Origin of the sequence: Streptomyces sp. NBC_01217 (genome assembly GCF_035994185.1) — a bacterium.
Lineage (GTDB): Bacteria > Actinomycetota > Actinomycetes > Streptomycetales > Streptomycetaceae > Streptomyces.
The window spans coordinates 5,304,896-5,329,750 of sequence record NZ_CP108538.1; the positions used below are offsets into that span (position 1 = coordinate 5,304,896).

23 protein-coding genes are annotated in these 24,855 nt (G+C 70.1%); 13 read left to right on the forward strand and 10 right to left on the reverse strand.

Going from position 1 to position 24,855, the window contains the following annotated elements; translation table 11 throughout:
• Window positions 1-177: 177 nt before the first annotated feature.
• Window positions 178-3,144, reverse strand: a complete 2,967-nt coding sequence (locus OG507_RS23805; protein ID WP_327369223.1) for an AfsR/SARP family transcriptional regulator — start codon at window positions 3,142-3,144, stop codon at window positions 178-180.
• Window positions 3,145-3,425: 281 nt separating this feature from the next.
• Between OG507_RS23805 and OG507_RS23810 the strand changes: the two genes are divergently transcribed.
• Window positions 3,426-4,652 carry an amidohydrolase family protein gene (locus OG507_RS23810; protein ID WP_327369224.1) on the forward strand — a complete coding sequence of 409 codons (1,227 nt, stop codon included), beginning with the start codon at window positions 3,426-3,428 and terminating at the stop codon, window positions 4,650-4,652.
• Between the two features lie 89 nt (window positions 4,653-4,741).
• Here OG507_RS23810 and OG507_RS23815 read toward each other — a convergent pair whose 3' ends face one another.
• Window positions 4,742-5,569 carry a MerR family transcriptional regulator gene (locus OG507_RS23815; protein ID WP_327369225.1) on the reverse strand — a complete coding sequence of 276 codons (828 nt, stop codon included), beginning with the start codon at window positions 5,567-5,569 and terminating at the stop codon, window positions 4,742-4,744.
• Window positions 5,570-5,743: 174 nt separating this feature from the next.
• Complete coding sequence (locus OG507_RS23820) at window positions 5,744-5,947, reverse strand: cold-shock protein (RefSeq protein WP_003967102.1); 204 nt, start codon at window positions 5,945-5,947, stop codon at window positions 5,744-5,746.
• Window positions 5,948-6,232: 285 nt separating this feature from the next.
• Here OG507_RS23820 and OG507_RS23825 point away from each other — a divergent pair, with 285 nt between their 5' ends.
• From OG507_RS23825 to OG507_RS23840, 4 genes are all read left to right on the forward strand, one after another.
• Complete coding sequence (locus OG507_RS23825; RefSeq protein WP_327369226.1) at window positions 6,233-7,111, forward strand: menaquinone biosynthetic enzyme MqnA/MqnD family protein; 879 nt, start codon at window positions 6,233-6,235, stop codon at window positions 7,109-7,111.
• A 372-nt stretch (window positions 7,112-7,483) separates the two neighbouring features.
• On the forward strand, window positions 7,484-9,337 hold the full coding sequence (locus OG507_RS23830; RefSeq protein WP_327369227.1) for a serine/threonine-protein kinase: 1,854 nt from the start codon (window positions 7,484-7,486) through the stop codon (window positions 9,335-9,337).
• Window positions 9,338-9,409: 72 nt separating this feature from the next.
• A complete protein-coding gene (mqnC, locus tag OG507_RS23835) occupies window positions 9,410-10,609 on the forward strand; it encodes a cyclic dehypoxanthinyl futalosine synthase (RefSeq protein ID WP_327369228.1) in 1,200 nt (399 codons plus the stop codon).
• 7 nt (window positions 10,610-10,616) lie between these two features.
• On the forward strand, window positions 10,617-11,270 hold the full coding sequence (locus OG507_RS23840; RefSeq protein WP_327369229.1) for an imidazolonepropionase-like domain-containing protein: 654 nt from the start codon (window positions 10,617-10,619) through the stop codon (window positions 11,268-11,270).
• A gap of 22 nt (window positions 11,271-11,292) precedes the next feature.
• Here the strand turns inward: OG507_RS23840 and OG507_RS23845 are convergent, their stop codons facing one another.
• Genes OG507_RS23845 through OG507_RS23855 form a run of 3 tightly spaced genes read right to left on the reverse strand, consistent with a single transcriptional unit; the run spans window position 11,293 to window position 13,608 of the window.
• The gene (locus OG507_RS23845) at window positions 11,293-12,204 is read right to left on the reverse strand and encodes a DUF3152 domain-containing protein (RefSeq protein WP_327369230.1); all 912 of its coding nucleotides are present in this window, start codon (window positions 12,202-12,204) and stop codon (window positions 11,293-11,295) included.
• Window positions 12,194-13,087: a hypothetical protein gene (locus tag OG507_RS23850; protein WP_327369231.1), complete on the reverse strand. Its 894-nt coding sequence runs from the start codon at window positions 13,085-13,087 to the stop codon at window positions 12,194-12,196. The genes OG507_RS23845 and OG507_RS23850 overlap by 11 nt, the downstream gene beginning before the upstream one ends.
• A gap of 11 nt (window positions 13,088-13,098) precedes the next feature.
• Window positions 13,099-13,608, reverse strand: a complete 510-nt coding sequence (locus tag OG507_RS23855) for a SigE family RNA polymerase sigma factor (RefSeq protein WP_327369232.1) — start codon at window positions 13,606-13,608, stop codon at window positions 13,099-13,101.
• A 145-nt stretch (window positions 13,609-13,753) separates the two neighbouring features.
• Between OG507_RS23855 and OG507_RS23860 the strand changes: the two genes are divergently transcribed.
• Complete coding sequence (locus OG507_RS23860; RefSeq protein ID WP_327369233.1) at window positions 13,754-14,446, forward strand: demethylmenaquinone methyltransferase; 693 nt, start codon at window positions 13,754-13,756, stop codon at window positions 14,444-14,446.
• A gap of 50 nt (window positions 14,447-14,496) precedes the next feature.
• On the opposite strand, the gene OG507_RS23865 is transcribed toward OG507_RS23860, so the two are convergent.
• Window positions 14,497-15,024: a GNAT family N-acetyltransferase gene (locus OG507_RS23865; RefSeq protein WP_327369234.1), complete on the reverse strand. Its 528-nt coding sequence runs from the start codon at window positions 15,022-15,024 to the stop codon at window positions 14,497-14,499.
• Between the two features lie 97 nt (window positions 15,025-15,121).
• Between OG507_RS23865 and OG507_RS23870 the strand changes: the two genes are divergently transcribed.
• On the forward strand, window positions 15,122-16,408 hold the full coding sequence (locus OG507_RS23870) for a geranylgeranyl reductase family protein (protein ID WP_327369235.1): 1,287 nt from the start codon (window positions 15,122-15,124) through the stop codon (window positions 16,406-16,408).
• A gap of 94 nt (window positions 16,409-16,502) precedes the next feature.
• Here the strand turns inward: OG507_RS23870 and OG507_RS23875 are convergent, their stop codons facing one another.
• On the reverse strand, window positions 16,503-17,144 hold the full coding sequence (locus tag OG507_RS23875; RefSeq protein ID WP_327369236.1) for a TetR/AcrR family transcriptional regulator C-terminal domain-containing protein: 642 nt from the start codon (window positions 17,142-17,144) through the stop codon (window positions 16,503-16,505).
• A gap of 89 nt (window positions 17,145-17,233) precedes the next feature.
• Here OG507_RS23875 and OG507_RS23880 point away from each other — a divergent pair, with 89 nt between their 5' ends.
• Both OG507_RS23880 and OG507_RS23885 read left to right on the forward strand, forming a co-directional pair.
• Complete coding sequence (locus OG507_RS23880) at window positions 17,234-18,148, forward strand: alpha/beta fold hydrolase (RefSeq protein ID WP_327369237.1); 915 nt, start codon at window positions 17,234-17,236, stop codon at window positions 18,146-18,148.
• Window positions 18,141-18,779 (forward strand): maleylpyruvate isomerase family mycothiol-dependent enzyme, encoded by a 639-nt coding sequence (locus OG507_RS23885; protein ID WP_327369238.1) that lies wholly within the window; start codon window positions 18,141-18,143, stop codon window positions 18,777-18,779. The genes OG507_RS23880 and OG507_RS23885 overlap by 8 nt, the downstream gene beginning before the upstream one ends.
• A 13-nt stretch (window positions 18,780-18,792) precedes the next feature.
• On the opposite strand, the gene OG507_RS23890 is transcribed toward OG507_RS23885, so the two are convergent.
• Both OG507_RS23890 and OG507_RS23895 read right to left on the reverse strand, forming a co-directional pair.
• The gene (locus OG507_RS23890) at window positions 18,793-20,007 is read right to left on the reverse strand and encodes an MraY family glycosyltransferase (protein ID WP_327369239.1); all 1,215 of its coding nucleotides are present in this window, start codon (window positions 20,005-20,007) and stop codon (window positions 18,793-18,795) included.
• A 280-nt stretch (window positions 20,008-20,287) separates the two neighbouring features.
• Window positions 20,288-21,106, reverse strand: a complete 819-nt coding sequence (locus OG507_RS23895; RefSeq protein WP_327369240.1) for a C40 family peptidase — start codon at window positions 21,104-21,106, stop codon at window positions 20,288-20,290.
• A gap of 759 nt (window positions 21,107-21,865) precedes the next feature.
• Here OG507_RS23895 and OG507_RS23900 point away from each other — a divergent pair.
• Genes OG507_RS23900 through OG507_RS23915 form a run of 4 tightly spaced genes read left to right on the forward strand, consistent with a single transcriptional unit; the run spans window position 21,866 to window position 24,839 of the window.
• Window positions 21,866-22,225 (forward strand): NADH-quinone oxidoreductase subunit A, encoded by a 360-nt coding sequence (locus OG507_RS23900; RefSeq protein ID WP_003992243.1) that lies wholly within the window; start codon window positions 21,866-21,868, stop codon window positions 22,223-22,225.
• 18 nt (window positions 22,226-22,243) lie between these two features.
• A complete protein-coding gene (locus tag OG507_RS23905; protein ID WP_030975705.1) occupies window positions 22,244-22,798 on the forward strand; it encodes a NuoB/complex I 20 kDa subunit family protein in 555 nt (184 codons plus the stop codon).
• Entirely contained in the window at window positions 22,795-23,517 is a 723-nt protein-coding gene (locus tag OG507_RS23910; RefSeq protein ID WP_327369241.1) for an NADH-quinone oxidoreductase subunit C, read from the forward strand. The genes OG507_RS23905 and OG507_RS23910 overlap by 4 nt, the downstream gene beginning before the upstream one ends.
• Window positions 23,517-24,839: an NADH-quinone oxidoreductase subunit D gene (locus tag OG507_RS23915; RefSeq protein ID WP_327369242.1), complete on the forward strand. Its 1,323-nt coding sequence runs from the start codon at window positions 23,517-23,519 to the stop codon at window positions 24,837-24,839. Before OG507_RS23910 ends, OG507_RS23915 begins: the two co-directional genes overlap by 1 nt.
• Window positions 24,840-24,855: the final 16 nt, after the last annotated feature.

Sequence of the window (24,855 nt, forward strand, 5' to 3'; positions counted from 1 at the left end):
CGTAGGGACTGGGCGGGCCCGCCCGGCTGTTCCCCCGTGGACTGCCGGACGGGCCTTCCGGGGCCGTTCACCTTAGTGGTGAGGCCGCACGCCGATCCGTCTGCCCCCCGACGCGACGGATCGATGAGTAGAGAGTGGCGTGCGGTGATAAACGATTGATGAACGCCGGACGTGAGGTCAGGCCACTGCTGCCGGTTTCAGCAGTTCACGCACCACTTCGGCCTCGGGGGAACGTAGTTCGTCGAAGATTGTCAGTGCCTCACCCCAGCACACCTGCGCGCGGTCCGTCTGGCCGATGGCCGTCAGGGCCCGGCCGAGCACAGTCAGGACGTTGGCGCGGCGCCAGTCCCCGCCGATGCCGCGGAGCATGGCCAGTGCCTGCTCCGCGTGGGCCGCTGCCTGAGCCCCCTCCTTCTCGGCGAGGTGAAGCTCGGCCACGCGGAAGAGGGTCATGCCATGCCACAGCTGCTGACGGCTCTCCCGGAAGATGTGCAGAGCTTCCAGCAGGACGTTCCGGGCCCAGGACGTCTGCCCGCTGCCGCTGAGCGCGAGTCCGAGTGCGTATTTGCCATTGGCGAGACGGAGCGCCAGACCGGTGGTGTCGGCCTCATAGATGGCGACGCCCTGCTGGGCGAGTTGCACCGCGCTGGTGGTCCGACCGGTTGCGAGATGCACGCGCGAGAGATTGCACAGCGCGGCAGCCTCTCCGGGCTTGTTGCCGTCGGCGCGGAACGCCGCCATGGCCTGTGTCAGGTGGGATTCCGCGTCCTCGTGCCGGTTCTCGTAGAGCGCGATGATGCCGCGTTGGTTGGGTGCCTGCCCTTGTGAAACCGCGTCCTGTGCCAGGCGGCCCAGGCTCAGTGCCCGCATGGCCTCTGCTTCGGCCTCGGCGAAACGGCCCGAGACGCTGTGCACATGGGACAGCATGGTGCGTGCCCGCGCCTCGGCCCGTGCTTCGCCTGCGGTCTCGGCTGCATCGCTGACGGCCTTGGCCGCAGTGGCGAACTGGTGTGAGTTCGCTCCTGATTCACCCAGGTCGACCACGGCCATGAGGAGGTCGGAGGCGCGCCCCGGCATGCCGAGGGCGGCCGACTGGCGTGCGCACGCGAGCAATCCACTGGACTCCGTGAACAGCCAGTCGAGCGCGGTCTCGCGGACGTCGAAGGTGAGACCGGGGTACTCGGTACGCGAGAAATGGTCGAGTACGCGCTCCCCCGGCCGCTCCAGCGCATAGACCCCCGCCGCCGTCGCCAGATAGAAGTCCAGCAGCCGCGACAGCGCCGACTCGCGCTCCTGTGGCGGCTGCTCGTCCCGTTCCGCGCAGGAACGCGCGTAGAGGCGTACCAGGTCGTGGTAGCGGTATCGGCCCGGGGCGGCCGATTCCAGGAGGCTGGTGTCGACCAGGGCCTCCAGGAGGTCCTCCGCCGCATGCACCTCCAGGTTCAGGAGTGCGGCCGCCGCGGCCAGGGAGATGTCGGGGCCGTCGGCCAGGCCCAGGAGGCGGAAGGCGCGGGCCTGGGCGGGTTCCAGCTGGCCGTAGCCGAGTTCGAAGGTGGCCTTCACCGCGAGGTCGCCCGCCTGGAGTTCGTCCAGGCGGCGGCGTTCGTCGGCGAGTTTGGCGGCCAGGACGGAGACCGTCCAGGTGCGGCGTGCGGCCAGGCGGGAGGCGGCGATGCGGATGGCCAGGGGGAGGAAGCCGCAGGCGGCGACCACGTCGAGGGCGGCCTCGCGCTCGGAGTTGATGTGCTCCTCGCCCACGATGCGGGTGAAGAGCTGCAGCGCCTCCTCGGGGGACATCACGTCCAGATCGACCAGGTGCGCCCCCGCCAGGTCGACCATGCGGACGCGGCTGGTGATCAGGGCCGCGCAGCCCGCGGTGCCGGGCAGGAGGGGGCGGATCTGGGCGGCGTCATGGGCGTTGTCGAGGAGGACCAGGATGCGGCGCCCGTCGAGCGTGGAGCGGTAGAGCGCGGCGCGTTCGTCCAGGGAGTCGGGGATCGCGGAGTCCGCCGTGCCCAGGGCGCGCAGGAACGCGCCGAGGACCGTCTCCGGTTCGGCGGCGCGTGCGCCCGCGCCCTGGAGGTCCACGTACAGCTGGCCGTCCGGGAAGTGCTGACGGGCCTGGTGGGCGACGTGTACGGCGAGGGTCGTCTTGCCGACGCCGCCGATCCCGGCCAGCGCCGAGACGGCCATGACCGAACCCTCGGCGGTCGCCAGCCGGTCGCCCAGTTCGCGGACGAAGGAGGCGCGGCCCGTGAAGTCGGGAACGGTGGCCGGCAGCTGGGCGGGGCGCACCGGCGCGGGGGCCGGGGCCGGTTCGGCGGCCGGGCGGGCCAGTTCCTCGTCGGCCTGCAGGATGCGCTGCTGGAGCTGGGAGAGTTCGGGGCGCGGGTCGACGCCCAGTTCGTCGGCGAGCAGCCGGCGGGTGTCGGCGTACACCGCGAGCGCCTCGGCCTGGCGGCCGCTGCGGTAGAGCGCGATCATCAGGAGTTCGCGCAGGCGCTCCCGCAGCGGGTGCGCGGCGGTGAGCGCGGTCAGTTCGGAGATCGCCTCGGCGTGGGCGCCGACCTCCAGGTCCAGGTCCAGGCGGGTCTCGGTGAGCTGGAGCCGCCATTCCTCCAGACGGGTGCGCTGGTACTCGGCGTACGGGCCGGGCACGGAGGCCAGGGCTTCGCCGTCCCACAGGCCGAGCGCCTTGTTGTAGAGGGCGCGGGCCTGACCGCGGTCACCACCGGACCGTGCCTTCTCCGCCTCCGCCGCCAGTTCCTGGGCCACCGTCAGGTCGAGGGCGTCGTGCCTGGTCCGGATCGCATATCCACCGGCGTCGCTGACCAGCGTCCGCGGGTCGAGGACCTTGCGAAGCCGCGAGGCGTACGTGCGTACGGCGGCGAGTGCCTGCGAGGGCGGGTCCTCGCCCCAGATGGCGTCGATGAGTTCGGCGGCGGTGGCCGTGCGGCCGTCGCGCAGGAGCAGTGCGGTCAGCAGGGCGCGCTGCTGCGGTGAACCGGACGGCAGCGCTTCGCCGCCGCGCCATGCCCGTACCGGGCCGAGCACGGAAAAGCGCAGGCCGACGCCGTCGGCCGACCGCTGCCCAGGAGCGCGCTGCTCCGGAACATGCATGCGTGGCCCGTTGTCACGGTCCATTGCTGCCCCCTGCCCTGCTCGCCCCGCCGGTCCTGCCGATCGTGCTGGTGCTGTCCGTTCCGGACTGCCCGCCCTGTGCCGGTGTGCCGGTCCGGGACGGATACATCCGGATTGCTCGCTACCGTTGGTATCGCGGTCAACAGTCTGCCTTGTTATGGGCGGACACGTCAGCAGTGGGTGACTCTCTGCACAAGCCCTCGACAACGATTGTGGAACGGGGGCGGGTACGGATGACCGACGGATAGCTGACGGTTCGTCAGATCGGCGCTACCGTGGTGGCCATGGAGACCTTCCCGAAGATCATCTCGGTGGACGACCACACGGTGGAGCCCGCTCATGTCTGGCGGGACCGGCTCCCGTCCAAGTACCTCGACCGCGGCCCGCGGATAGTTCGCGCGCCGCTCAGGGAAATGACCTTCATGGGCGGCAGGTTCGCACCCGTGATGGGTGCGAAGGGCGACGAAGGACCGGTCGGCGACTGGTGGGTGTACGAGGACCTGCACCGCCCGCTCACCCGGCTGGACACCGCGGTCGGCTACGACCGCGACGAGATCAGACTTGAGGTCATCACGTACGAGCAGATGCGCCCCGGTTCGTTCTCGGTCCCCGACCGGCTCGCCGACATGGACGTCAACCATGTCCAGTCCGCCCTCTGCTTCCCCACCTTCCCCCGCTTCTGCGGCCAGACCTTCACCGAAGCGAAGGACCGCGAACTGGGGCTGCTCGGGGTGCGGGCGTACAACGACTGGATGGTGGAGGAGTGGTGCGGGCCCGAGGCGCACGGCCGGCTCATCCCGCTCACCCTGATCCCGCTCTGGGACGCCCGGCTGGCCGCCGACGAGGTCCGGCGCAACGCGGCGCGTGGTGTGCGCGCGGTGGCGTTCTCCGAGATACCCCCGCATCTCGGGCTGCCGTCCATTCATACGGACGAGTGGGATCCGTTCCTGCGGGCCTGTGACGAGACGGGGACGGTGATCGCCATGCACATCGGCTCGTCCTCGAAGATGCCGTCCACCTCGGCCGACGCCCCGCCCGCCGTCGGCTCCACCATCACCTTCGCCAACTGCTGCTTCTCGATGGTCGACTGGCTGATGAGCGGCAAGCTCGAACAGTTCCCGAACCTCCGGATCATGTACGCGGAGGGCCAGATCGGCTGGATTCCGTACATCCTGGAACGCGCCGACGTGGTCTGGGAGGAGAACCGGGCCTGGGGCGGCGTCGCCGACAAGGTCCACCGCCCGCCGTCGGAGCTGTTCGCCGAGCACGTCTACGGCTGCTTCTTCGACGACGCCTTCGGGCTGAAGAACCTGGACGCGATCGGCGTCGGGAACGTCCTGTACGAGACGGACTACCCGCACTCCGACTCCACCTGGCCCAGGTCGCGCGAGGTCGGCGAGGCGCAGATGGGGCATCTGGCCGCCGATGTCGTGGACCGGATCGTGCGCCGCAACGCGATCGACCTGCTGGGGCTGACGGGCGACGGGCTGTGGGCGGGGCCCGGGGCGTGAGCTGACAAGCGGGTAGCGGGTGGTCCCGCTGATGGGTGGTGGGGCACCAACGGGGCCCACCGTTTCCGGGTGGGCCCCGCGGGCCCAGGTCAGGCCTTCGCGACCGGTTCCTGGAGTTCCGTCACCCACTTGTCCTTGTCCTCGGGGCATTCCAGATTGATCTCCCGGGTGTAGCCGAGCGACCGGTATCCATGGGTGTCGAGCCAGCGGGCCAGCGTCTGCTCGGTGGCCAGGACCCCGTCCATCGAGCCGCGGTGGACGATGGTCGCCGCCTCGAACGCGGGCAGCTCCACCACCGTGACACCGGTGTCGCCGACCGGACCCACCGGGGCGCTGACCGTCACCCCCGCGTGCACGGTGATCGCGCCCCCGCCCGCCGGGGCGTCCTCGTACCGGGCGACGCCGGGGCCCAAGGGCCTGATCCCGGCCGCTTCCAGCAGCGGGAACAACCGGTCGTACAGCGGCACGATCACCGGAGTGATGTCCCGCGGCTGATAGCTCGCCGCCGTGCCGGTCAGCTCCGCCACCCGTACGGCCGGAACACTCTTGATCACAACCTCGTCCGCAGACATGCGTCCCTCGCTCTCGATCGACCGGAGCCTCGCCTCGACCTGCGCCAGCCGTGCCGCCGCGGCCGCCATGGCCTCCTCCAGCTCCGCCCGGCGCAGCCGCAGCATTCCGCGCAACTCCTCGGGGCCGACCTGTTCGTCGAGGACGGCCTGCACCTGCTGGAGCGTGAAGCCGAGATCCTTGAGCGCGATGATGCGGTTGAGACGGGCGAGCTGAGCGGCGCCGTAGAAGCGGTAGCCGGTGGCGGGGTCGGTGCGGTCGGGGTGCAGGAGCCCGATGGCGTCGTAGTGACGCAGCATCCGGGCCGACACCCGTCCGTACCGGGCGAAGTCTCCGATGGTGAACATGATGTCTCCCACTGCACTGCTTCACACGGTGTCAAGGTCAAGCGCGTCAGCCCGGCCCGGCGAAGGGTGTTCGGGCCGGGCGGGGAAAAGGCAGGAGCCCCGTTCCTCCGCCGAAGCGGAGGAACGGGGCTCCTTGGGTACTGCTAACCGGCCGCGATCGGCCGACCCGGGCAACTAGGCCGGGGTGACGTTCTCAGCCTGCGGACCCTTGGGTCCCTGAGTGACGTCGAAATTCACGACCTGGTTCTCCTCGAGGGAGCGGAACCCGGACGCGTTGATCGCGGAGTAGTGAACGAAGACATCCGGGCCGCCGCCGTCCTGGGCGATGAAGCCGAAGCCCTTTTCAGCGTTGAACCACTTGACGGTTCCGGTAGCCATAAGCCCTCCTTGGGCCAAAGGGTTGCCCTGCTCCAGAACCTGCAATGAAGTCTGAAAACTACAAAAGCCTGCGGGTTACATGCTCCGCAGGCTCTGTACTGCAAGGGAAACCAAACTGCAACTTGCGTCGAGCCTAGCACGCAGCCTCTGCGGAAGGGTAGAGGGAAAGATCACTTCACCCGGATGTTTGATTGCCGTGCCGATGAGCTGATGAACAGGGTGCGCCGGGGGTGTCGGAGAGGGCCCGGTGCCGTCCGTACGGCACCACGGGTCTAGCCTCGCGATGTGGACAATTCAACCGTCTCAACCGTCGCAGGCGACGACCGTCGCAGCCGGCCGCGCGTCGGCCACATCCAGTTCCTGAACTGCCTCCCTCTGTACTGGGGACTGGCCAGAACCGGAACCCTGCTCGACCTGGAGCTCTCGAAGGACACCCCGGAGAAGCTCAGCGAGCAGCTGATCAGGGGCGATCTGGACATCGGCCCCGTCACGCTGGTGGAGTTCCTCCGCAACGCCGACGACCTGGTCGCCTTCCCGGACATCGCGGTGGGCTGCGACGGTCCCGTCATGTCGTGCGTGATCGTGTCGCAGGTGCCGCTGGACCAGCTGGACCGGGCCAGGGTGGCGCTCGGTTCCACCTCGCGCACCTCCGTGCGACTGGCCCAGCTGCTGCTCGCCGAGCGGTACGGGGTCAGCCCGGACTACTACACCTGCCCGCCGGACCTCGGCGTGATGATGCAGGAGGCGGACGCCGCCGTGCTGATCGGTGACGCCGCGCTGCGCGCCAACCTGCACGACGCGCCCCGGCTCGGTCTGCAGGTCCACGACCTGGGCCAGATGTGGAAGGACTGGACGGGACTGCCGTTCGTCTTCGCGGTCTGGGCGGCCCGCAAGGACTACCTGGCCGCCGAGCCCCACCATGTGAGCAAGGTGCACGAGGCCTTCCTGGCCTCGCGGGACGTCTCCCTGGAGGAGGTCACCAAGGTCGCCGAGCAGGCGGCGCGCTGGGAGGCCTTCGACGCGGAGGTGCTGGAGCGGTACTTCACGACCCTGGACTTCCGCTTCGGCCGGGACCAGCTGGCGGGCGTGCGGGAGTTCGCGCGCCGGGTCGGTCCGACGACCGGCTTCCCGGCGGACGTGAAGGTCGAGCTGCTCGGCGGCTGACGCGGCGGCGCGGGCGCGGCGGCGTGTTCGTGACGGCGCGTGCGCCGCCGTACGCGGGAATGGCCCGGGGATATGGGTGAACCCTGTACCTCTGCCTCCGGGCCCGATATCCCTTTCCGGCCCTTCTCCCGCCCCGGCCATCGATTCGGGCCAATACGTGCCGAACAGCCGATTCCTGGACGGAGTCCGGGAAGGGTCCGGGTCGTGTACCGGATTCGCTCGGGTGAACGACGCATTCACGCCTTTTGTTGGGTCGAAAGCCGTTGTTCGTTCCCTTGGGGGTGAAATCGGCGGATGGTTTCCCCTGTGACCCGATGACCTTCGCCCCTAGGCTTCGGTCGGAGGTCCGGCCGGTCCACAGGGGGAGTCCATATGAAGCCGCTGGAAGCCGGCGAACCGCTGACCATCGGTGCCTACCGGCTGCTCGGCAGGCTCGGCGCGGGCGGCATGGGCCGGGTCTATCTGGGCCGCAGCGCGGGCGGACGTACGGTCGCGGTCAAGGTCGTGCACCCCCACTTCGCCCTCGACGAGCAGTTCCGGGCCCGTTTCCGGCGGGAGGTGGACGCGGCACGGCTGATCGGTGCGCAGTGGTCGGCGCCCGTCCTGGACGCCGACCCGGACGCCCCCATTCCGTGGGTCGCCACCGGTTACGTCGCCGGGCCCCCGCTCTCCACCGCGGTCGCCGAGCACGGGCCGCTGCCCGAGCACGCGGTGCGCACGCTGGGCGCCGGACTGGGCGAGGCGCTGGCCGCGGTGCACGCGCAGGGCCTCATCCACCGCGATGTGAAGCCGTCCAACGTCCTGCTCGCGCTCGACGGCCCCCGGCTGATCGACTTCGGCATCGCCCACGCCATCGGCGCCACCGCCTCGCTCACCTCCACCGGGGTCTCGGTCGGCTCGCCCGGCTACATGGCACCGGAGCAGATCAGAGGCGTGGACATCTCGGGCGCGGCCGATGTCTTCTCGCTCGGCGCGGTGCTCGCGTACGCGGCGACCGGTACGGCTCCGTTCCTCGGCGACTCCTCCGCCGTACTCCTCTACAAGGTGGTGCACGAGGAGCCCGAGCTGGGGGAGCTGGAGGGGGAGCTGCGGGACATAGTCGCCGGGTGTCTGGAGAAGGACCCGGAGGACCGGCCGACCCCCATGGAACTGGCCCGGCAGCTGGCACCGGGCGGGGCGGCGGCGCTGGTGGCGGCGGGCTGGCTGCCCGGTCCTCTGGTACGTGAGGTCAGCCGGGCGGCGGTCGCGCTGCTGGACCTGGAGCCGCAGGACGCGCCGGTGCAGTCGGGGCCGGTGCCCTTCACCGGCGCGGCGTGGGGCGCGAACGGTGCCGAGGACGGGAACGGTACAGGCAGCGCGGGCGGTGTCTTCGGTCCGCCCGTCGAGCCGTTCCCCTCGCACGATCCGTCCCGGTCGTCCCGGCCCGACGGGCCGCTCTCCTGGCCCGCGACCGCCGGCATGGCCGAGTCGGCCGCGCCGGCGCAGCGGGCCGGGGCGTCCGGGCTGCCGGGGCAACGTACGCCCGACCCCCGTTTCACCGTCACCGTCAGCGCGGACGCCGAGCCGGCCCGTCCCGATGCGAACCGCGGCCGGAGGCTGAGCTGCACCGTCGCCCTGGCCGTGGCGGGGGCGCTCGCCGCCGTGACCGTGGGCAGCGCGTTCCTGTTCGACCTGATGCCGGGCGGCGGCGACCACGACACCGCGGAGAGCGGCGGATCCGCCCACACCCCTCCGGCCGCCACGTCCTCCGCGAAACCCACGCAGCAGCCCTCGCAGTCCTCGAAGCCCTCGCACTCATCGCAGCCCCCGGACCCTTCGGACTCGGGCACGGGCGGTCCGGAGCAGATCACCGAACTGCCGGAGGCGTTCATCGGCACCTGGCAGGGCCCGGTCACCGAGAAGACCACCGGGCAGCCGCACGGCACGCTCACCGCCGTGTTCACGGCCGGGAAGAAGGGCACGGACGTGGTCCGCATGAGCACGGAGTTCACCGCTCTCGGACTGACCGTCCGCTGCAACAGCGTCGCCCGCCTCTCGTCCGGCACCGACAAGGAACTGACGCTCCGGGAGCGCGCCGATCCGGACAGCCCCGGCGACCCGGCCCTCTGCACCTCCACCGAAACCGACGTCCACTTCACGCGCGCCGCCGACGGCACCCTGCGCTTCAGGTCCGACGAGAGAGGCGCCGGACTTCCGTACGGCACGCTCAGCCGGTCCGGCAGCTGACCCCGACAGGGCCTGGCGTAGGCTGAACCGGTCCGTAGATCCGTTGAAAAACCGCCGAAAGGTGACAGCCCGGTGACCGAGAAGGCCGACCTTCAGCCCATCCTCGACCGAGCCGCCGAAGGCGGTCGGATCACCCCGGAGGAGGCGCTCGACCTCTACCGGTCGGCGCCGCTGCACGCACTGGGCGCGGCCGCCGACGCCGTACGCCGCCGCCGTTACGCCGGTACGGAGCACATCGCGACGTACATCATCGAGCGCAACATCAACTACACCAACGTGTGCGTCACGGCCTGCAAGTTCTGCGCCTTCTACGCCGCGCCCAAGGACACCGCCAAGGGCTGGTCCCGCGACCTCGACGACATCCTGCGCCGCTGCGCGGAGACCGTCGAACTCGGCGGCACGCAGATCATGTTCCAGGGCGGGCACCACCCGGACTACGGCGTGGAGTACTACGAGGAGCACTTCTCCGCCATCAAGAAGGCGTTCCCGCAGCTGGTCATCCACTCGCTGGGCGCCTCCGAGGTCGAGCACATGGCCCGGATCTCCAAGGTCTCCGTCGAGGAGGCCATCCAGCGCATCCACACCGCCGGTCTCGACTCCTTCGCGGGAGCCGGTGCCGAGCTGCTGCCGGCCCGGCCGCGCAAGGCGATCGCCCCGCTCAAGGAGTCCGGCGAGCGCTGGCTGGAGATCATGGAGGCCGCGCACAACCTGGGCGTCGAGTCGACCTCCACCATGCTGATGGGCACCGGCGAGACCAACGCCGAGCGCATCGAGCACCTGCGGATGATCCGTGACGTGCAGGACCGCACGGGCGGCTTCCGCGCGTTCATCCCGTACACGTACCAGCCGGAGAACAACCACCTGAAGGGCCGGACGCAGGCCACGCTCTTCGAGTACCTGCGGATGATCGCCATCGCCCGGATCTTCCTCGACAACGTCGCGCACATCCAGGGCTCCTGGCTGACCACCGGCAAGGAGGTCGGCCAGCTGTCGCTGCACTACGGCGCCGACGACCTCGGCTCGATCATGCTGGAGGAGAACGTCGTCTCCTCGGCCGGTGCCAAGCACCGGTCCAACCGCCTCGAAATCATCGACCTGATCCGCAAGGCGGGCCGCGTCCCGGCGCAGCGCGCCACGACGTACGAGCACCTCGTCGTCCACGACGACCCGGCGAACGACCCGGTCGACCAGCGTGTCGTCTCGCACATCTCGTCCACCGCGATCGAGGGCGGCACGGCACACCCGGAGCTGAAGCTCCTCAACGCCAACTGAGGCCGATTTGCTCACCGTTCATGCCGCGCCGCTGGTTCTTCCGGTCGGCGCGGCGGCCGTTCGCGGGGGCGCGGTCGCCGTCGAGGGAGACCGGATCGTCGCCCTCGGACCGTACGACGAGGTCGTCGGCGCCCACCCCGCGGCGCGCGTACGCCAGTGGCCCGGCGTCCTCACCCCCGGTCTGCGGCAGTGGCACGCCCTCTGGCTGCTGACCCGCTGCTACCACCCCGACCCGCGCGAGGCCGACGAACTCGGCGACCGGCCGCTGTGGGGCGAGGCGTTCGAGCGGCTGGCCGCCGGGATGGACGCGACGCGGTGGGCGGGCAGCGTGCGGCGCGGGCTGCAGCAGATGCTGCGGTACGGGACGACGCATGTCGCGGGCCGGTTCCACGACCCGGCCGTCCGCACCGCGGTGGCCCGCTCGGGGCTGACGGAGGTCTCGGCCGTCGGCGCCCCCGGCATCCTCGTCGGCGAACCGGACCTGGACCCGTTCGCGGAGGGGTACGACCTGCCCGGCTCGGTGCACGGCCCGCTCGTCGTCGGCGCCCGCGCGGACCTCGCGGTCTTCGACGTACCGGACGAGGCGGCGCTGTGCGCGGCGGGGGCGGGGCGGTGCGTGGCCACGGTGCTGGGCGGGCGGCTGGTGTACCGGCGGCGGTAGGCGCGCCGTACGGCCGGCCCCGTCAGGGGACGGACGGGCCGCTGATGTACGTGCCGTCGGCCGTGTACGGCCACGCGTTGGCGACGCACCCCTTCAATCCGTCGATCTGCTGCATCATCGCGGGCGCGGGCCGCCCCGGTCCCGGGCACGTCTCGTGGCCGTGCCCCAGCCAGTGCCCGACCTCGTGGTTGATGATGAGCGCCCGGTACTCCGCGAGCGGCCCGTCGAACTGCGGTGAGCCCTGCAGCCACCGCTTCAGGTTCACCACGACCGTGGCGCCGACCCGGCAGTTGACCTCGCCGCGGGTGCGGAGCCCGTACGCCCCGCACAGCCGGTCCACGGTGTCCGGCGTCGCGATACGGATCACCAGCCCGGCCGGTCCCGAACCGACCTGCCGGAAGGCGTCGCGGCCGGTGCGGGTCCAGCCGCGGGGGTTGCCGAACACCCCGGCGACCTCGGCGGCGGCGGGACCGGTGGCCAGCCCGCTGCCCTCCTCGACCTCGACCCGGTAGCGGTGCACGGTGCCGGTGCCCTGGGTGTCCGCGTGCGGTGGTGCGGCGGTGCGGAACTTACCGGAGCCGTGGCGGGGTAGGGATCCGGTCCGAGTCCTGTCCTCCTTCCGCTCCTTCTCCTTCTCGGGTCCGGACCCGGCCGACGGGGACGCCGAGGACGCCGAGGACGCCGAGGACACCGGGGACACCGGGGCCGAAGGCGGCGCCGGAGTCCGGACCGCCAACCTGGTGCGCGCCAGCGCCGATGCTCCCTCGCCGCCCTCCCACGGCCACCACACCAACGCCCCGCAGAGCAACGCGGCCGGCACCAGCACGGCGCTCGCCACCCGTATGCGGGTCCGTCGGCGGCGGGCACGCCGGGCCGCGCCCCGGGCGCGCGGCGCGCGGCCGCGCGCCCGGCGGCCGCGTTCGTCAGCCGCCATCGACGGACTCCTGCTTCGGTTCCATGGGGGACGACTCCGCGTAACGGACCAGGTTCAGGAAGCGCGAGTCACCGGCGACGGCGAGCAGCTGGTCCGCGGTGACCGGCGCCGACACCATGGCGGAGTCGTCGCCGCCGGCCGAGAGGACGACGGTGCTGTCCCCGTACACGAAGTGGACGTCCACGCCGATGATGCTCTTGCCGTCCTTCGTGTTCCCGGCCGCGGTGACGGCGCGGGCGACGATGCCGCCCGGCAGTTTGGCCTTCTTGCACTGGTATTGCTTCTTCGGGTTGTCCTGGCAGGGCTCGTTCTTCATCGAGCCCCCGGGCTTGCTGCTGGGACGTACCGAGAAGATGACGGGGAAGACGCCGTCCTTGGCCGCGCCCTGGTACCGGCTGACCGCGAGATCGACCGGGCGGACCGTACCGAACCCGGCGGGCAGCAGCTCGTCGAACAGGGCCGCGGCCTGCTGCTGGAACTGCTCCTGCCGCTTGCGCTCGTCGGCGGGCAGGTCGGCCATCGACGATTCGCCGGGGGTGGGTTCGAGGTGTACGGGCGTGCGTGTCCCAGCGGTGGGGACCGGTGTCGGCGCTCCGGTGGGCGCGGGGGCCCCGACCTGTCCCGCACTCGTGTCCGTACCCGTGCCCGTATCGCCCCATGTGCCCCAGGACGGCAGCGTCGCGCCGAACACCCCGAGCGCCAGCACTCCGGCCACTGCGGTACCGATGGCCGCGCGGGCCCTGGCGCGGCGCCTGCGTCCCTCGGCGACGGCGACCGGCACCAGGTCCGGCAGCGGCGGCACCCCTTCGGTCGCCTCGGCCATCGCCGCCCTGATCAGCAGCGTCCCGGCCTCTTCCGGCGCACGATCTGAAGGCATGTCCATGACGGTTCTCCTCAGCTGCGAGTGGTGTAGAGGTGCGCGTCGCCCAGCCGCGTACGCAGCGTGGCGAGCGAGCGCGAGCACTGGCTCTTGACGGTGGACTCGCTGCAGCGCAGCAGCTCGGCGACCGTCTGCACGTCCAGGTCCTCCCAGTAGCGCAGGACGACCATGGCCCGGGCGCGGGGCGGCAGTTCGGCGAGCGCGGTCAGCAGCGTCACGGTCAGCTCGGGGCCCACCACGGAAGGCGGGGCGTCGATGTGGCTGTGGGCCAGGAAGTCGCGGAGCCGACGGCGGCGCTCGGCGAGATATGTCCGGGTGAGGACGGTGCGCGCATAGGCGGCGGGATGGTCGGCCGCACTCGCCCGGTGCCAGTGCTGGAAGAGCTTGGCCAGCGTCGTCTGGGTCAGATCGCGGGCGCTCTCCCCGTCTCCGCACAGCAGATAAGCGGTCCGGTACAGACGCCGTTGGTTCGCCCGGGCGAACTCCTCGAAGCCGGTGGAGTCCCGACTGCGGTCTGTGGCCATCTGTCCTCCTCTCCGGTCTGTCGGTGGTCTCACACCTGTACTGAGTGATGCCGGGACGGAAAGGTTGAAGCCGACTTGTCGCGGGTCGGCGTGCCGACCCGCGACCGGTGCAAGGCGTCGTGGGGCGGGCTGCTTGAATGGGCGGGTGACCCGAGCCTCCCTGGACAAGCAGCCGCACGAAGTCGCCACGATGTTCGACGGCGTGGCGGCGAACTACGACCTCACCAACGACGTGCTGTCGCTCGGCCAGGCCCGGCTGTGGCGCAAGGAGGTCGCGAAGGCGGTGGATGCCCGGCCCGCGGAGAAGGTCCTCGACCTGGCCGCAGGCACGGCGACGTCCTCGCTGCCCTTCGCCGCGACGGGCGCCTACGTCGTGCCCTGCGACTTCTCACTCGGCATGCTGCAGGAGGGCAAGAAGCGCAACTCCTGGCTCCCGTTCACGGCGGGCGACGCCACCAGGCTGCCGTTTCGCGACGAGACGTTCGACGCGGTGACGATCTCCTTCGGGCTGCGCAACGTCCAGGACACGGATGCGGCGCTGCGCGAGCTGTACCGGGTGACGAAGCCGGGCGGCCGGGTGGTGATCTGCGAGTTCTCACAGCCGACCTGGACGCCGTTTCGCACGGTGTACACCGAGTACCTGATGCGGGCGCTGCCGCCGGTCGCGCGCGCGGTGTCCTCCAACCCCGACGCGTACGTCTATCTCGCCGAGTCGATCCGCGCCTGGCCCGACCAGCCGGGACTCGCGGCGAAGCTCCAGCGGGCCGGCTGGGCGAACGTCGCCTGGCGCAATCTCACCGGCGGTGTGGTGGCACTGCACCGAGGCGTACGTCTCTGAGGCATCGACGGCGTCAACGGCTCAGGGACATCTACCGCATCGGCTGACGCTCACAAAGCCGGCAGCACCATCCGGAAGCAGTCCACCCGCTGCCTTGTCCCCGGAGCGTCGAAGCTCTCCGCCCGCTCCATCCCCAGCCGCCGGGCGACGGCGATCGACCGCTCGTTGCGCGCGTCGATCGTCGCCACGACCCGCTCCACCCCGGCCGCGCGCAGCCGCTCCAGGGTGAGGCGCGCGGCGGCGGTGGCGTAACCCCGGCCCCAGGCCGTCCGGGCCAGCCGCCAGCCGATCTCGGTCTCGCCCACCGGGCCGTACGCGGTCTGCGGCCAGGGCTGGGCGCCGGTGAAACCGGCGACCTCGCCGTCCTCGCCGAGCACGGTCCACAGGCAGTACCCCAGCTCCGCGTCGTGCAGGCGCTGCCGCGCGGTCCATTCCTCATAGAGCGAGAGTTCCGCCGACCTGCCGCCGAAGAACTCCATCACCTCGGGGTCGTCGAACGCCCGGTGCCACGACAGCGCGTCCTCGTCGGTGGGGACGCGCAGCTGTACGGAGGGGGCGGTGGAAGGCAGGGTCGACATCGGGGAGCCCTTCGGAAGGTTGATCAGCAGGCCCCCATAGACTGCACGGGACAGGTGCCGCGCGGCACGCGATTTCGAGTCTTCGGGAGATCCGACCGTGACCGAGCAGCCCCTCTCCGAGCACAGCGCGGATGTGATCGTCGTCGGGGCAGGCCCGGCAGGCTCCACCACCGCGTACTACCTCGCCAAGGCCGGACTGGACGTCCTGCTCCTGGAGAAGACGGCCTTCCCCCGAGAGAAGGTCTGCGGCGACGGCCTCACCCCGCGCGCCACCAAGCAGCTCGTCTCCATGGGCATCGACATCTCCGAAGAGGCCGGCTGGCTGCGCAACAAGGGCCTGCGCATCATCGGCGGCGGCGTCCGCCTCCAGCTGGACTGGCCGGATCTCGCCTCGTACCCGGACTACGGACTGGTCCGCAAGCGCGACGACTTCGACGAGCAACTGGCCCGCCAGGCGCAGAAGGCGGGCGCGCGGCTGTATGAGCGCTGCAACGTCGGCGCCCCGATCGTCGACGACCGCACCGGCCGCATCACCGGCGTCAACGCGAAGCTCGGTGAGGACAAGACCCCGGTCACCTTCCACGCCCCGCTCGTCGTCGCGGCCGACGGCAACTCCACCCGGCTGTCGCTGGCGATGGGCCTGCACCGCCGCGAGGACCGCCCGATGGGCGTGGCGGTGCGTACGTACTTCACCTCGCCCCGCCACGACGACGACTACCTGGAGTCGTGGCTGGAGCTGTGGGACCGCCGCGGCCCCCAGGACCGGCTGCTGCCCGGCTACGGCTGGATCTTCGGCATGGGTGACGGCACGTCCAACGTCGGCCTCGGCATTCTCAACTCCTCCTCGGCCTTCAAGGAGTTGGACTGGCGCGAGGTGCTCAAGGCATGGTGCGCGTCCATGCCGGAGGACTGGGGCTACACCCCGGAGAACATGACGATGCCGATCCGCGGCGCCGCCCTGCCGATGGCCTTCAACCGCCAGCCGCACTACACCAAGGGCCTGCTGCTCGTCGGTGACGCGGGCGGCATGGTCAACCCGTTCAACGGCGAAGGCATCGCGTACGCCATGGAGTCGGGCCAGATCGCCGCGGACGTCATCGTCCAGGCCCACGCCCGCGCGACCCCGGCCCAGCGCGAACTGGCGTTGAACAACTACCCGAAGGTGCTCAAGGAGACCTACGGCGGCTACTACACGATGGGCCGCGCCTTCGTGAAGCTGATCGGCAACCCGAAGGTCATGAAGATCGCCACCCAACGCGGCCTGACGCACCCGCTGCTGATGAAGTTCACCCTGAAGATGCTCGCCAACCTGACCGACCCGACGGGCGGCGACGCGATGGACCGGATCATCAACGGCCTGTCGAAGGTGGCCCCGAAGTCCTGAGGCCGTAAACCGTCGGGCCGAGGAACGAGGACCGAGAAGATGCAGGAGGGCGACACCGCCCCCCTGCTGGCTTTGTGACCCGTGTCCGAGGCCGTCAGACACCGCCGAGGGGCTGCGCGGCCGAGCGCCGAATCCCGGTGAGGACCATTTCCAGACCTCGTTCGAATTCCTGATCGGCGAACTCGGCGCTGATCGAGGCGAGTCCGGCAAGGGCCGGGAGGGTGCCGTCGGCCAGGGCGCCGATGCGGGCGGCCGCGGATTCCCGGGTGGCCTCGCGAGCGAGCGGACCCGCCAGTTCGGCTTGGGCGATGCCCATCACGAAGGCCATCACGGTGCGGAATGCGGCCAGCAGGTCGCCGTCGCTCAGGCCCCCGCGGGCCAGTGCCGCGGCCAGTGCCTCCGCGGGCGTGAGGCTGGCGGGGGAGGAGGTGCGGCGGGTGAGCACGAGCGGGACGGCGGCCGGGTGGGCGCGGACGGTCCGCCACAGGGCGGTGGCCGTGCCCCGGGTGTCGGCGGCCCAGTCGTCGGTGGGCTCGGGCACCTCCACGCGGGCGGCGACGGCATCGACCACGAGTTCCTCCAGCGCCTCGCGGCCGTTGACGTAGTTGTACAGAGTCATCGGGCCGGTGTGCAGGGACGCGGCCAGTGAGCGCATCGTCAGTGCCGAAAGGCCGTCGCGATCGACGATGGCCAGCGCGTGCTGCTGGATCTCCGCGAGCGTGAACCGGGCTTTCATCGGTGGGTACCTCCTGCTTGACACGTACGTTGTACGTATCTCAAGCTACTACACGTACGGCGTACGTATCTGAGAAGGGTCACCTCTCCATGCCCGAAACACATGCCACCTCGTTCCTCTCCCAAGGACAGCGCTGCGCCGCCTGGATCACCTGTCCGAACGGGGACGGGCCCCATCCCGCCGTCGTACTCGTCCATGGATTCGGCGCCACCCACGACATGAAGCTCGACCAGTACGAGCAGGCGTTCGCCGCAGCCGGCATCGCCACCCTGGCCTTCGACTTCCGGCACATCGGAGCGTCCGAGGGCACGCCGCGCCAGCTGATCTCGATTCCCCGCCAGATGGCCGACATCGACGCGGCACTGGAATTCGCCGCCCGCGACCCGCGCATCGATCCGGCCCGGATCGCCCTGTGGGGGACCTCGATGGGCGCCACCCACGTACTGCTCGCGGCGGCCGAGCACCCAGAGCTCGCAGCCGCCGTGGTGCAGTGCCCCGTCCTGAACACCATGAACGCCGCAGCAGGCTCCGGCCTCCGCGCGATGGTGAAGCTCGCCGGGCCGGTCGCCGGCGACCTCATCCGCTCCGCACTCCACCTGCCGCGCCGCTATGTCGCCATCGTCGACGAGCCCGGCAGCACCGCGATCGTGACCGTGCCCGGGGCCAAGGAGGGCTGGTACGGGATGGTCCCGCCCGGCGCGGCCTTCGACAACCGCGTGACCGCCTCGGTCGGATTCGAACTCGTCAGGCTAAATGCCTCCCGCCGGGCCGCATCCATCCAGGCACCCCTGCTCGTATGCGTCAGCGACCACGAGACCCTCATGGACCCGCGCATCGCCGTGAAGACCGCGCAGCGCGCGCCCCGCGGCACCGCCGTCCGCTACCCCGCCGACCACTTCGAGGTCTACCACCCCCCGCTCGTGGACAGCATCCTCCACGACCAGGTCGCCTTCCTCACCCAGCACCTCGCCCCCGGCGTACCGAGCGAGGCCGCCCGTGTCTGACCTCGCCATGCTCGTGGGGCGTCAGGACGACGCCTTCTCGGCCTTTGCCCGCGCTCTCACCGAGGAGGAGTGGGACCGGCCGAGCCTGTGCACCGGGTGGACCAACAAGGACGTGCTCGCCCATCTCGCCCTCGGGCTGCACCTCCCCCTGTCCCGCATGCTCCTTGCCATGGGCCGCCGCCGAGGCTCGTTCGACACCGCCAACGAGGACATCTGCCGCCAGTACGGCCGACGCCACACCGCGCGTGAGCTCATCGACGAATTCGACCGCGCCCGAGCCCGCCCGCGCGGCATCGGACGGCTGCTCCCCGCCCCGCTGATGCTCGGCGACCACGTCGTCCACCACCTCGACATCGCCCTCGCTCTCGACGAACCCGCCCATCTCTCCGACGAGGTGGCCAACGCGGTACTGAAAGTCGAGACCACCATCCCCAACCCCTTCGTCCCCGCCGCCGCCCGCGCCCGCGGCCTCACGCTGCGCACCGTCGACACCGGCTGGACCCGCCCCGGCAGCGGCGCCCTGGACATCGCCGGCGCGGCCGAACACCTCATCTCGGTCCTGGCCGGACGCCCCCGCGCCCTCCGCCATCTCACCGGCAGCGGCATCACCGAACTGACCCGCCGCATGTGAATGGGCTGAGCCGCTATCCGTTCCGGCGGGCCGTTGTCGCGTGTACGCGGCGGTCGGTGTCGTCGGTGTTCTCCGGCACCGGGGACGCGTCGCGCCGACGTCGTCCGGAGAGGCCGGATCCGTAACGGGGCTGGAGCAGCAGGATCAGGCCCACCCCGCAGATGAACGCGACGCCGAACAGCATCCAGGACTTGGCGCCGCGCGCCGAGCAGGCCACGATCCCGAACGAGAACAGCGCCGACCAGAAGTACATGAGCAGAACGGCCCGGCGGTGGGAGTGGCCGAGCTGGAGCAGGCGGTGGTGGAGGTGGCCCTTGTCGGCGGCGAAGGGGGACATCCCGTTCCACGTACGCCTGATGACGGCGAGCACCAGGTCCGCGACCGGCAGCGCGATGACGGAGAGCGGCAGCAGCAGCGGAATGTAGACCGGCACCATCGCGGCCGTCCCGGACGTGCCGTCGACGGTCTGGTTGAGGAGGCTCGGGTCTACCTCCCCCGTCACGGAGATGGCGCACCCGGCGATGAGCAGCCCGAGCAGCATGGACCCCGAGTCGCCCATGAAGATCCTGGCCGGGTGGGCGTTGTGCACCAGGAAGCCGAGGCACATGCCCACCAGGATCGCGGAGAACAGTGTGGTGGACGCGGCGGACTCGATCCCGTAGCCGTACCAGAGCCGGTAGGCGTACAGAAAGAACGCCGTCGCCGCGATGCCCACCGTCCCGGCGGCCAGCCCGTCGAGTCCGTCGACGAAGTTGACCGCGTTGATGGTGACCAGGATCAGTGCCACGGTCAGCAGAGTGCCCTGCCAGTCGGAGAGATAGATCCCGTCCGTGCCCGGCACCGGGAGCCAGAGGATCGTCAGCCCCTGGAACGCCATCACCCCGGCGGCGATCACCTGACCACCGAGCTTGATCAGCGAGTCGACGCCCCATTTGTCGTCGAGGACCCCCAGGATCCAGATCAGTGCCGCCCCGGACAGCAGCGCGCGCGGCGCCGAGCTCTGGGTGAAGATCTCTTCCAGGTGAGGCAGATGGGAAGCGACCAGGAGTCCGGCCAGCAGCCCGCCGAACATGGCGATGCCGCCGAGACGCGGAGTGGGTTCGCGGTGGACATCGCGCGCCCGGATCTCGGGCATCGCCCCGACCGAGATGGCGAACTTCCGCACGGGAGCGGTCAGGAGATGCGTCACCGCGGCCGTGATGAACAGCATGAGCAAGTAGTCCCGCACGGGCGGCCTCACATCCCGGCCCGGACGGGCCGATACCTGAACAGTTGCTTCCGGTTCCTCCGGGGCCGCTGATCGGGGTGGGACGGGGCCGGTGGCGAGTTTGATGCGGCGGCACCGAAGCCCCGGCGAGCCTAGCTCATGCGGGTGTTCGTACCGCGGGGCGTGTGCGGAAACGGCGAAGGGCCATCGCTCCCGAGCGGGGGAGTGACGGCCCTTCGCCGCGCGCCGCGAAGGCGCTTGTGAATCCGAGAGCTCGCCGGATCCGGCGGATTCCGTGCGATCAGAGAACGCGGACCGCGCCCGACGGCGGGTCGTAGGACAGCGGGCGCTGCACCACACCGGTGCTGGAGTTCTGCGCACCGACGAACTGGCCGCCGCCCACGTAGATCCCGACGTGGTACGCGCTGCCCGCGCCGCCCCAGTACAGGATGTCGCCCGGCTGGAGGTTGCTCAGGGAGACCTGGGTGCCCGCGGTGGACTGGGACTGCGAGACGCGCGGCAGGTCGACGCCGACCGAACGGAACGCGGCCTGGACGAGGCCGGAGCAGTCCCACGAGTTGGGGCCGGTGCCGCCGGACACGTACGCGTCGCCGACCTGGGCCTGCGCGAAGGCGATGACGGAGGCGGCGGAGCCGGTGGCGCTCGACGAGGAGGAAGAGGAGGCCACGGCGGTGGAGCCGGAAGTCGCGCTGAGCGTCGTGCGGGCGGCGGAGCGGGAAGCGCGCTCGGCGGCCTCCGCCTTGGCCTTGGCGGCCGCCTCGGCCTTCTTCTTGGCCTCTGCCTTGCGAACCGCCTCGGCCTTGGCCTTCTTGGCGGTCTTGGCCGCGGTCGCGGCTGCGGCGTCCTCCTGGGCCTGCGTCTGCAGGTCCTGGGCGACCTGCTGCGTGGCCTGGGCGGACGCGGCGACGGCGGTGGAGAGCCCGGTGGTGAGGGTGGGCATCTCGATGGTCTGGGTCACCGGCTCGGCCTGGGCGGGACCGGCAGCGCCTGCGACCGCGATGGTGCTGAGGACGCCACCGGCAACTCCGGCTCGCAGCGCCGTCTTCGGCGCGTTTCGGCGGGGCTTCCGGTGGCTGGGTATGTGAGCGGTGTGGGACATGAGTACTAGCGCTATCAGGGCTCCGGGGTTCCCATCAAGAAACGTGTGTTGCGACACAGTTACGTACGGAATCTGTGAATCCGCTTTCCTGCGGCCCTTATTGACGCCGTAACGGGCAAACCGGGCATGCTTGATCACCGCTGTGATCACGGGCTTTCGGCAATACGCCCGAATTGCCCGCCACTTACCATCCGTTCACACCGATGGCCAAGCCCGCTTTTGTTTGGGTGTCGGGTGAAGTGACGCACGTCACAGTGTGGCCATGCTGTGAGGGGTGTGCGTGCTTCCGGCGTCCGAAGGCCGTCCGGATCCGGGGCCGTCCGCCCATCCGGAAGATCGTGAATGCGTGCACGCGTCCACATCGGTCCCCGGGACCCCCTCGCCCGGGTGAGCCCGGAGTGGGGCAGACCCTCTTATCACTCTCGGGACGCCCATTGCCAATTTGCTTCGGCGGGTATCTGATTGTTAGTGCAACACCGCCTTGACCAGCACTAACGGCATCAGATGTCACGTCTCGTGATCGCTCGGCCGCTTTGCGTACGAAGATCACCGCTCAGGCGACTTCGTGAGTCTTCGCCTGGTGGTGGAGATCACAAACTCGTTGTCGCACCCCGTGTCGCAGATCACAGGACGGCAGGCATAGGATGCGGGGCAGTCGGGCTTGTGAACTGCCTCACATGTGCACGATCTTGGTGGGGTGGCGAGCCGAATCGCCCGATGCGGTCCAACGGTCAAGGACGACTGGAAGGAGCGAGGAGCGTGAATGCCTACGCGCCCATCCTCGTGCTCGGCGCCCTCGGGGCAGGGTTTGCGATCTTCTCCGTGGTCATGGCCACGCTTATCGGCCCGAAGCGGTACAACCGAGCAAAGCTCGAAGCGTATGAGTGCGGTATCGAACCCACCCCCACTCCAGCCGGAGGCGGCCGCTTCCCCATCAAGTACTACCTGACGGCGATGCTCTTCATCGTCTTCGACATCGAGATCGTCTTCCTCTATCCCTGGGCGGTCACCTTCGACGCCCTGGGGATCTTCGGGCTCGTGGAGATGCTGCTCTTCGTGCTCACCGTCTTCGTCGCCTATGCGTATGTATGGCGTCGCGGCGGCCTGGAATGGGACTGAGGGGCTGAGGGGCACACCATGGGACTCGAAGAGAAGCTGCCCAGCGGCTTCGTGCTGACCACTGTCGAGCAGGCCGCCGGCTGGGTACGGAAGTCCTCCGTCTTCCCCGCCACCTTCGGCCTCGCCTGCTGCGCCATCGAGATGATGACGACCGGGGCCGGGCGCTACGACCTGGCCCGTTTCGGGATGGAGGTCTTCCGCGGATCGCCGCGGCAGGCGGATCTGATGATCGTGGCAGGGCGGGTCAGCCAGAAGATGGCGCCCGTCCTGCGGCAGGTCTACGACCAGATGCCCAACCCCAAGTGGGTCATCTCCATGGGGGTTTGCGCATCATCGGGCGGGATGTTCAACAATTACGCCATTGTTCAGGGTGTTGATCATATTGTCCCGGTTGATATTTATCTGCCGGGCTGCCCGCCGCGGCCCGAGATGCTGATGGACGCGATCCTCAAGCTCCACCAGAAGATCCAGAGCTCCAAGCTCGGCGTCAACGCGGAGGAGGCCGCCCGCGAGGCGGAGGACGCCGCGCTCAAGGCACTGCCCCTGATCGAGATGAAGGGGCTCCTGCGGTGAGTGAGAACCCGAACCACGAGCAGCACAACAACGGCGTGCCCGCGCCGCGCGACGAGACCGGCGAGGTCATCGGCGTACGCAAGGGCATGTTCGGCGCCAACAACGGCGGCGACACCTCCGGCTACGGCGGCCTCGTCCGCACGGTGACCCTGCCGGGCGCGACGTCCCGCCCGTACGGCGGCTGGTTCGACGAAGTCGCCGACGAGCTCGAAGGGGCCCTGGAGGAACAGGACCTGCTTCCCGCCAACGCCATCGAGAAGACCGTCGTCGACCGCGGCGAGCTCACCTTCCACATCGCCCGCGAGCACCTGCCCACCGTGGCTCGAACCCTGCGCGACGACCCGGCCCTGCGCTTCGAGCTCTGTACGGGGGTGAGCGGCGTCCACTTCCTCGGCGACAAGGGCCGTGAGCTGCACGCCGTCTACCACCTGCGCTCGATCACGCACGGCCGGCTGATCCGCCTGGAGGTGTCGGCCCCGGACAGCGATCCGCACATCCCGTCGCTCGTCGCGGTCTACCCGACCAACGACTGGCACGAGCGCGAGGCCTACGACTTCTTCGGGCTCGTCTTCGACGGGCACCCCGCCCTCACCCGGATCATGATGCCGGACGACTGGCAGGGCTTCCCGCAGCGCAAGGACTATCCGCTCGGCGGCATCGCCGTCGAGTACAAGGGCGCCCAGATCCCGGCTCCGGACCAGCGGAGGTCGTACTCCTGATGACCACTCCACACGCAACGCCTCGTGCGACGACCGAGGGGACTGTATATACAGTCACCGGCGGCGACTGGGACGAGGTCGTCGAGTCCGCGGTCAAGTCCGACGACGAGCGCATCATCGTCAACATGGGCCCCCAGCACCCGTCCACGCACGGGGTGCTGCGGCTGATCCTGGAGATCGACGGCGAGACCGTCACCGAGGCCCGCTGCGGCATCGGCTACCTCCACACCGGCATCGAGAAGAACCTCGAATTCCGGAACTGGACCCAGGGCACCACCTTCGTGACGCGCATGGACTATCTGACGCCCTTCTTCAACGAGGCGGCGTACTGCCTGGGCGTCGAGAAGCTCCTCGGCATCGAGGACCAGATCCCCGACCGGGCCAGCGTCCTGCGCGTGCTCCTGATGGAGCTCAACCGGATCTCCTCGCACCTGGTGTGCATCGCCACCGGCGGCATGGAGCTCGGCGCGACCACGATCATGATCTACGGCTTCCGGGACCGTGAGCTAGTTCTCGATCTCTTCGAGCTGATCACCGGCCTGCGGATGAACCACGCGTTCATCCGGCCCGGCGGACTCGCCCAGGATCTGCCGCCCGGCGCGATCGACCAGCTGCGCGAGTTCGTGAAGACCATGAAGAAGAACCTGCCGGAGTACGACAAGCTGGCCACCGGCAACCCGATCTTCAAGGCCCGCATGCAGGACGTCGGCTATCTCGACCTGACCGGCTGCATGGCACTCGGCGCCACCGGCCCGATCCTGCGCTCCGCCGGACTCCCGCACGACCTGCGCAAGACGGATCCCTACTGCGGATACGAGAACTACGAGTTCGACGTCCCCACCGCCGACAGCTGCGACGCCTACGGCCGCTTCCTCATCCGCCTGGAGGAGATGCGCCAGTCGCTGCGGATCGTCGAGCAGTGCATCGACCGGCTCGCCCCCGGTCCCGTGATGGTCGCCGACAAGAAGATCGCCTGGCCGGCCCAGCTCGCGCTCGGTCCGGACGGGCTCGGCAACTCGCTCGACCACATCAAGAAGATCATGGGCACCTCCATGGAGGCCCTGATCCACCACTTCAAGCTGGTGACCGAGGGCTTCCGGGTCCCGGCCGGGCAGACGTACACCGCCGTCGAGTCGCCCAAGGGCGAGCTCGGCGTCCATGTCGTCTCGGACGGCGGCACCCGCCCCTACCGGGTCCACTTCCGCGACCCGTCCTTCACCAATCTGCAGGCCATGGCGGCGATGTGCGAGGGCGGCCAGGTCGCCGACGTCATCGTCGCCGTCGCGTCCATCGACCCCGTGATGGGAGGCGTCGACCGGTGACCGAAACACATCAGGA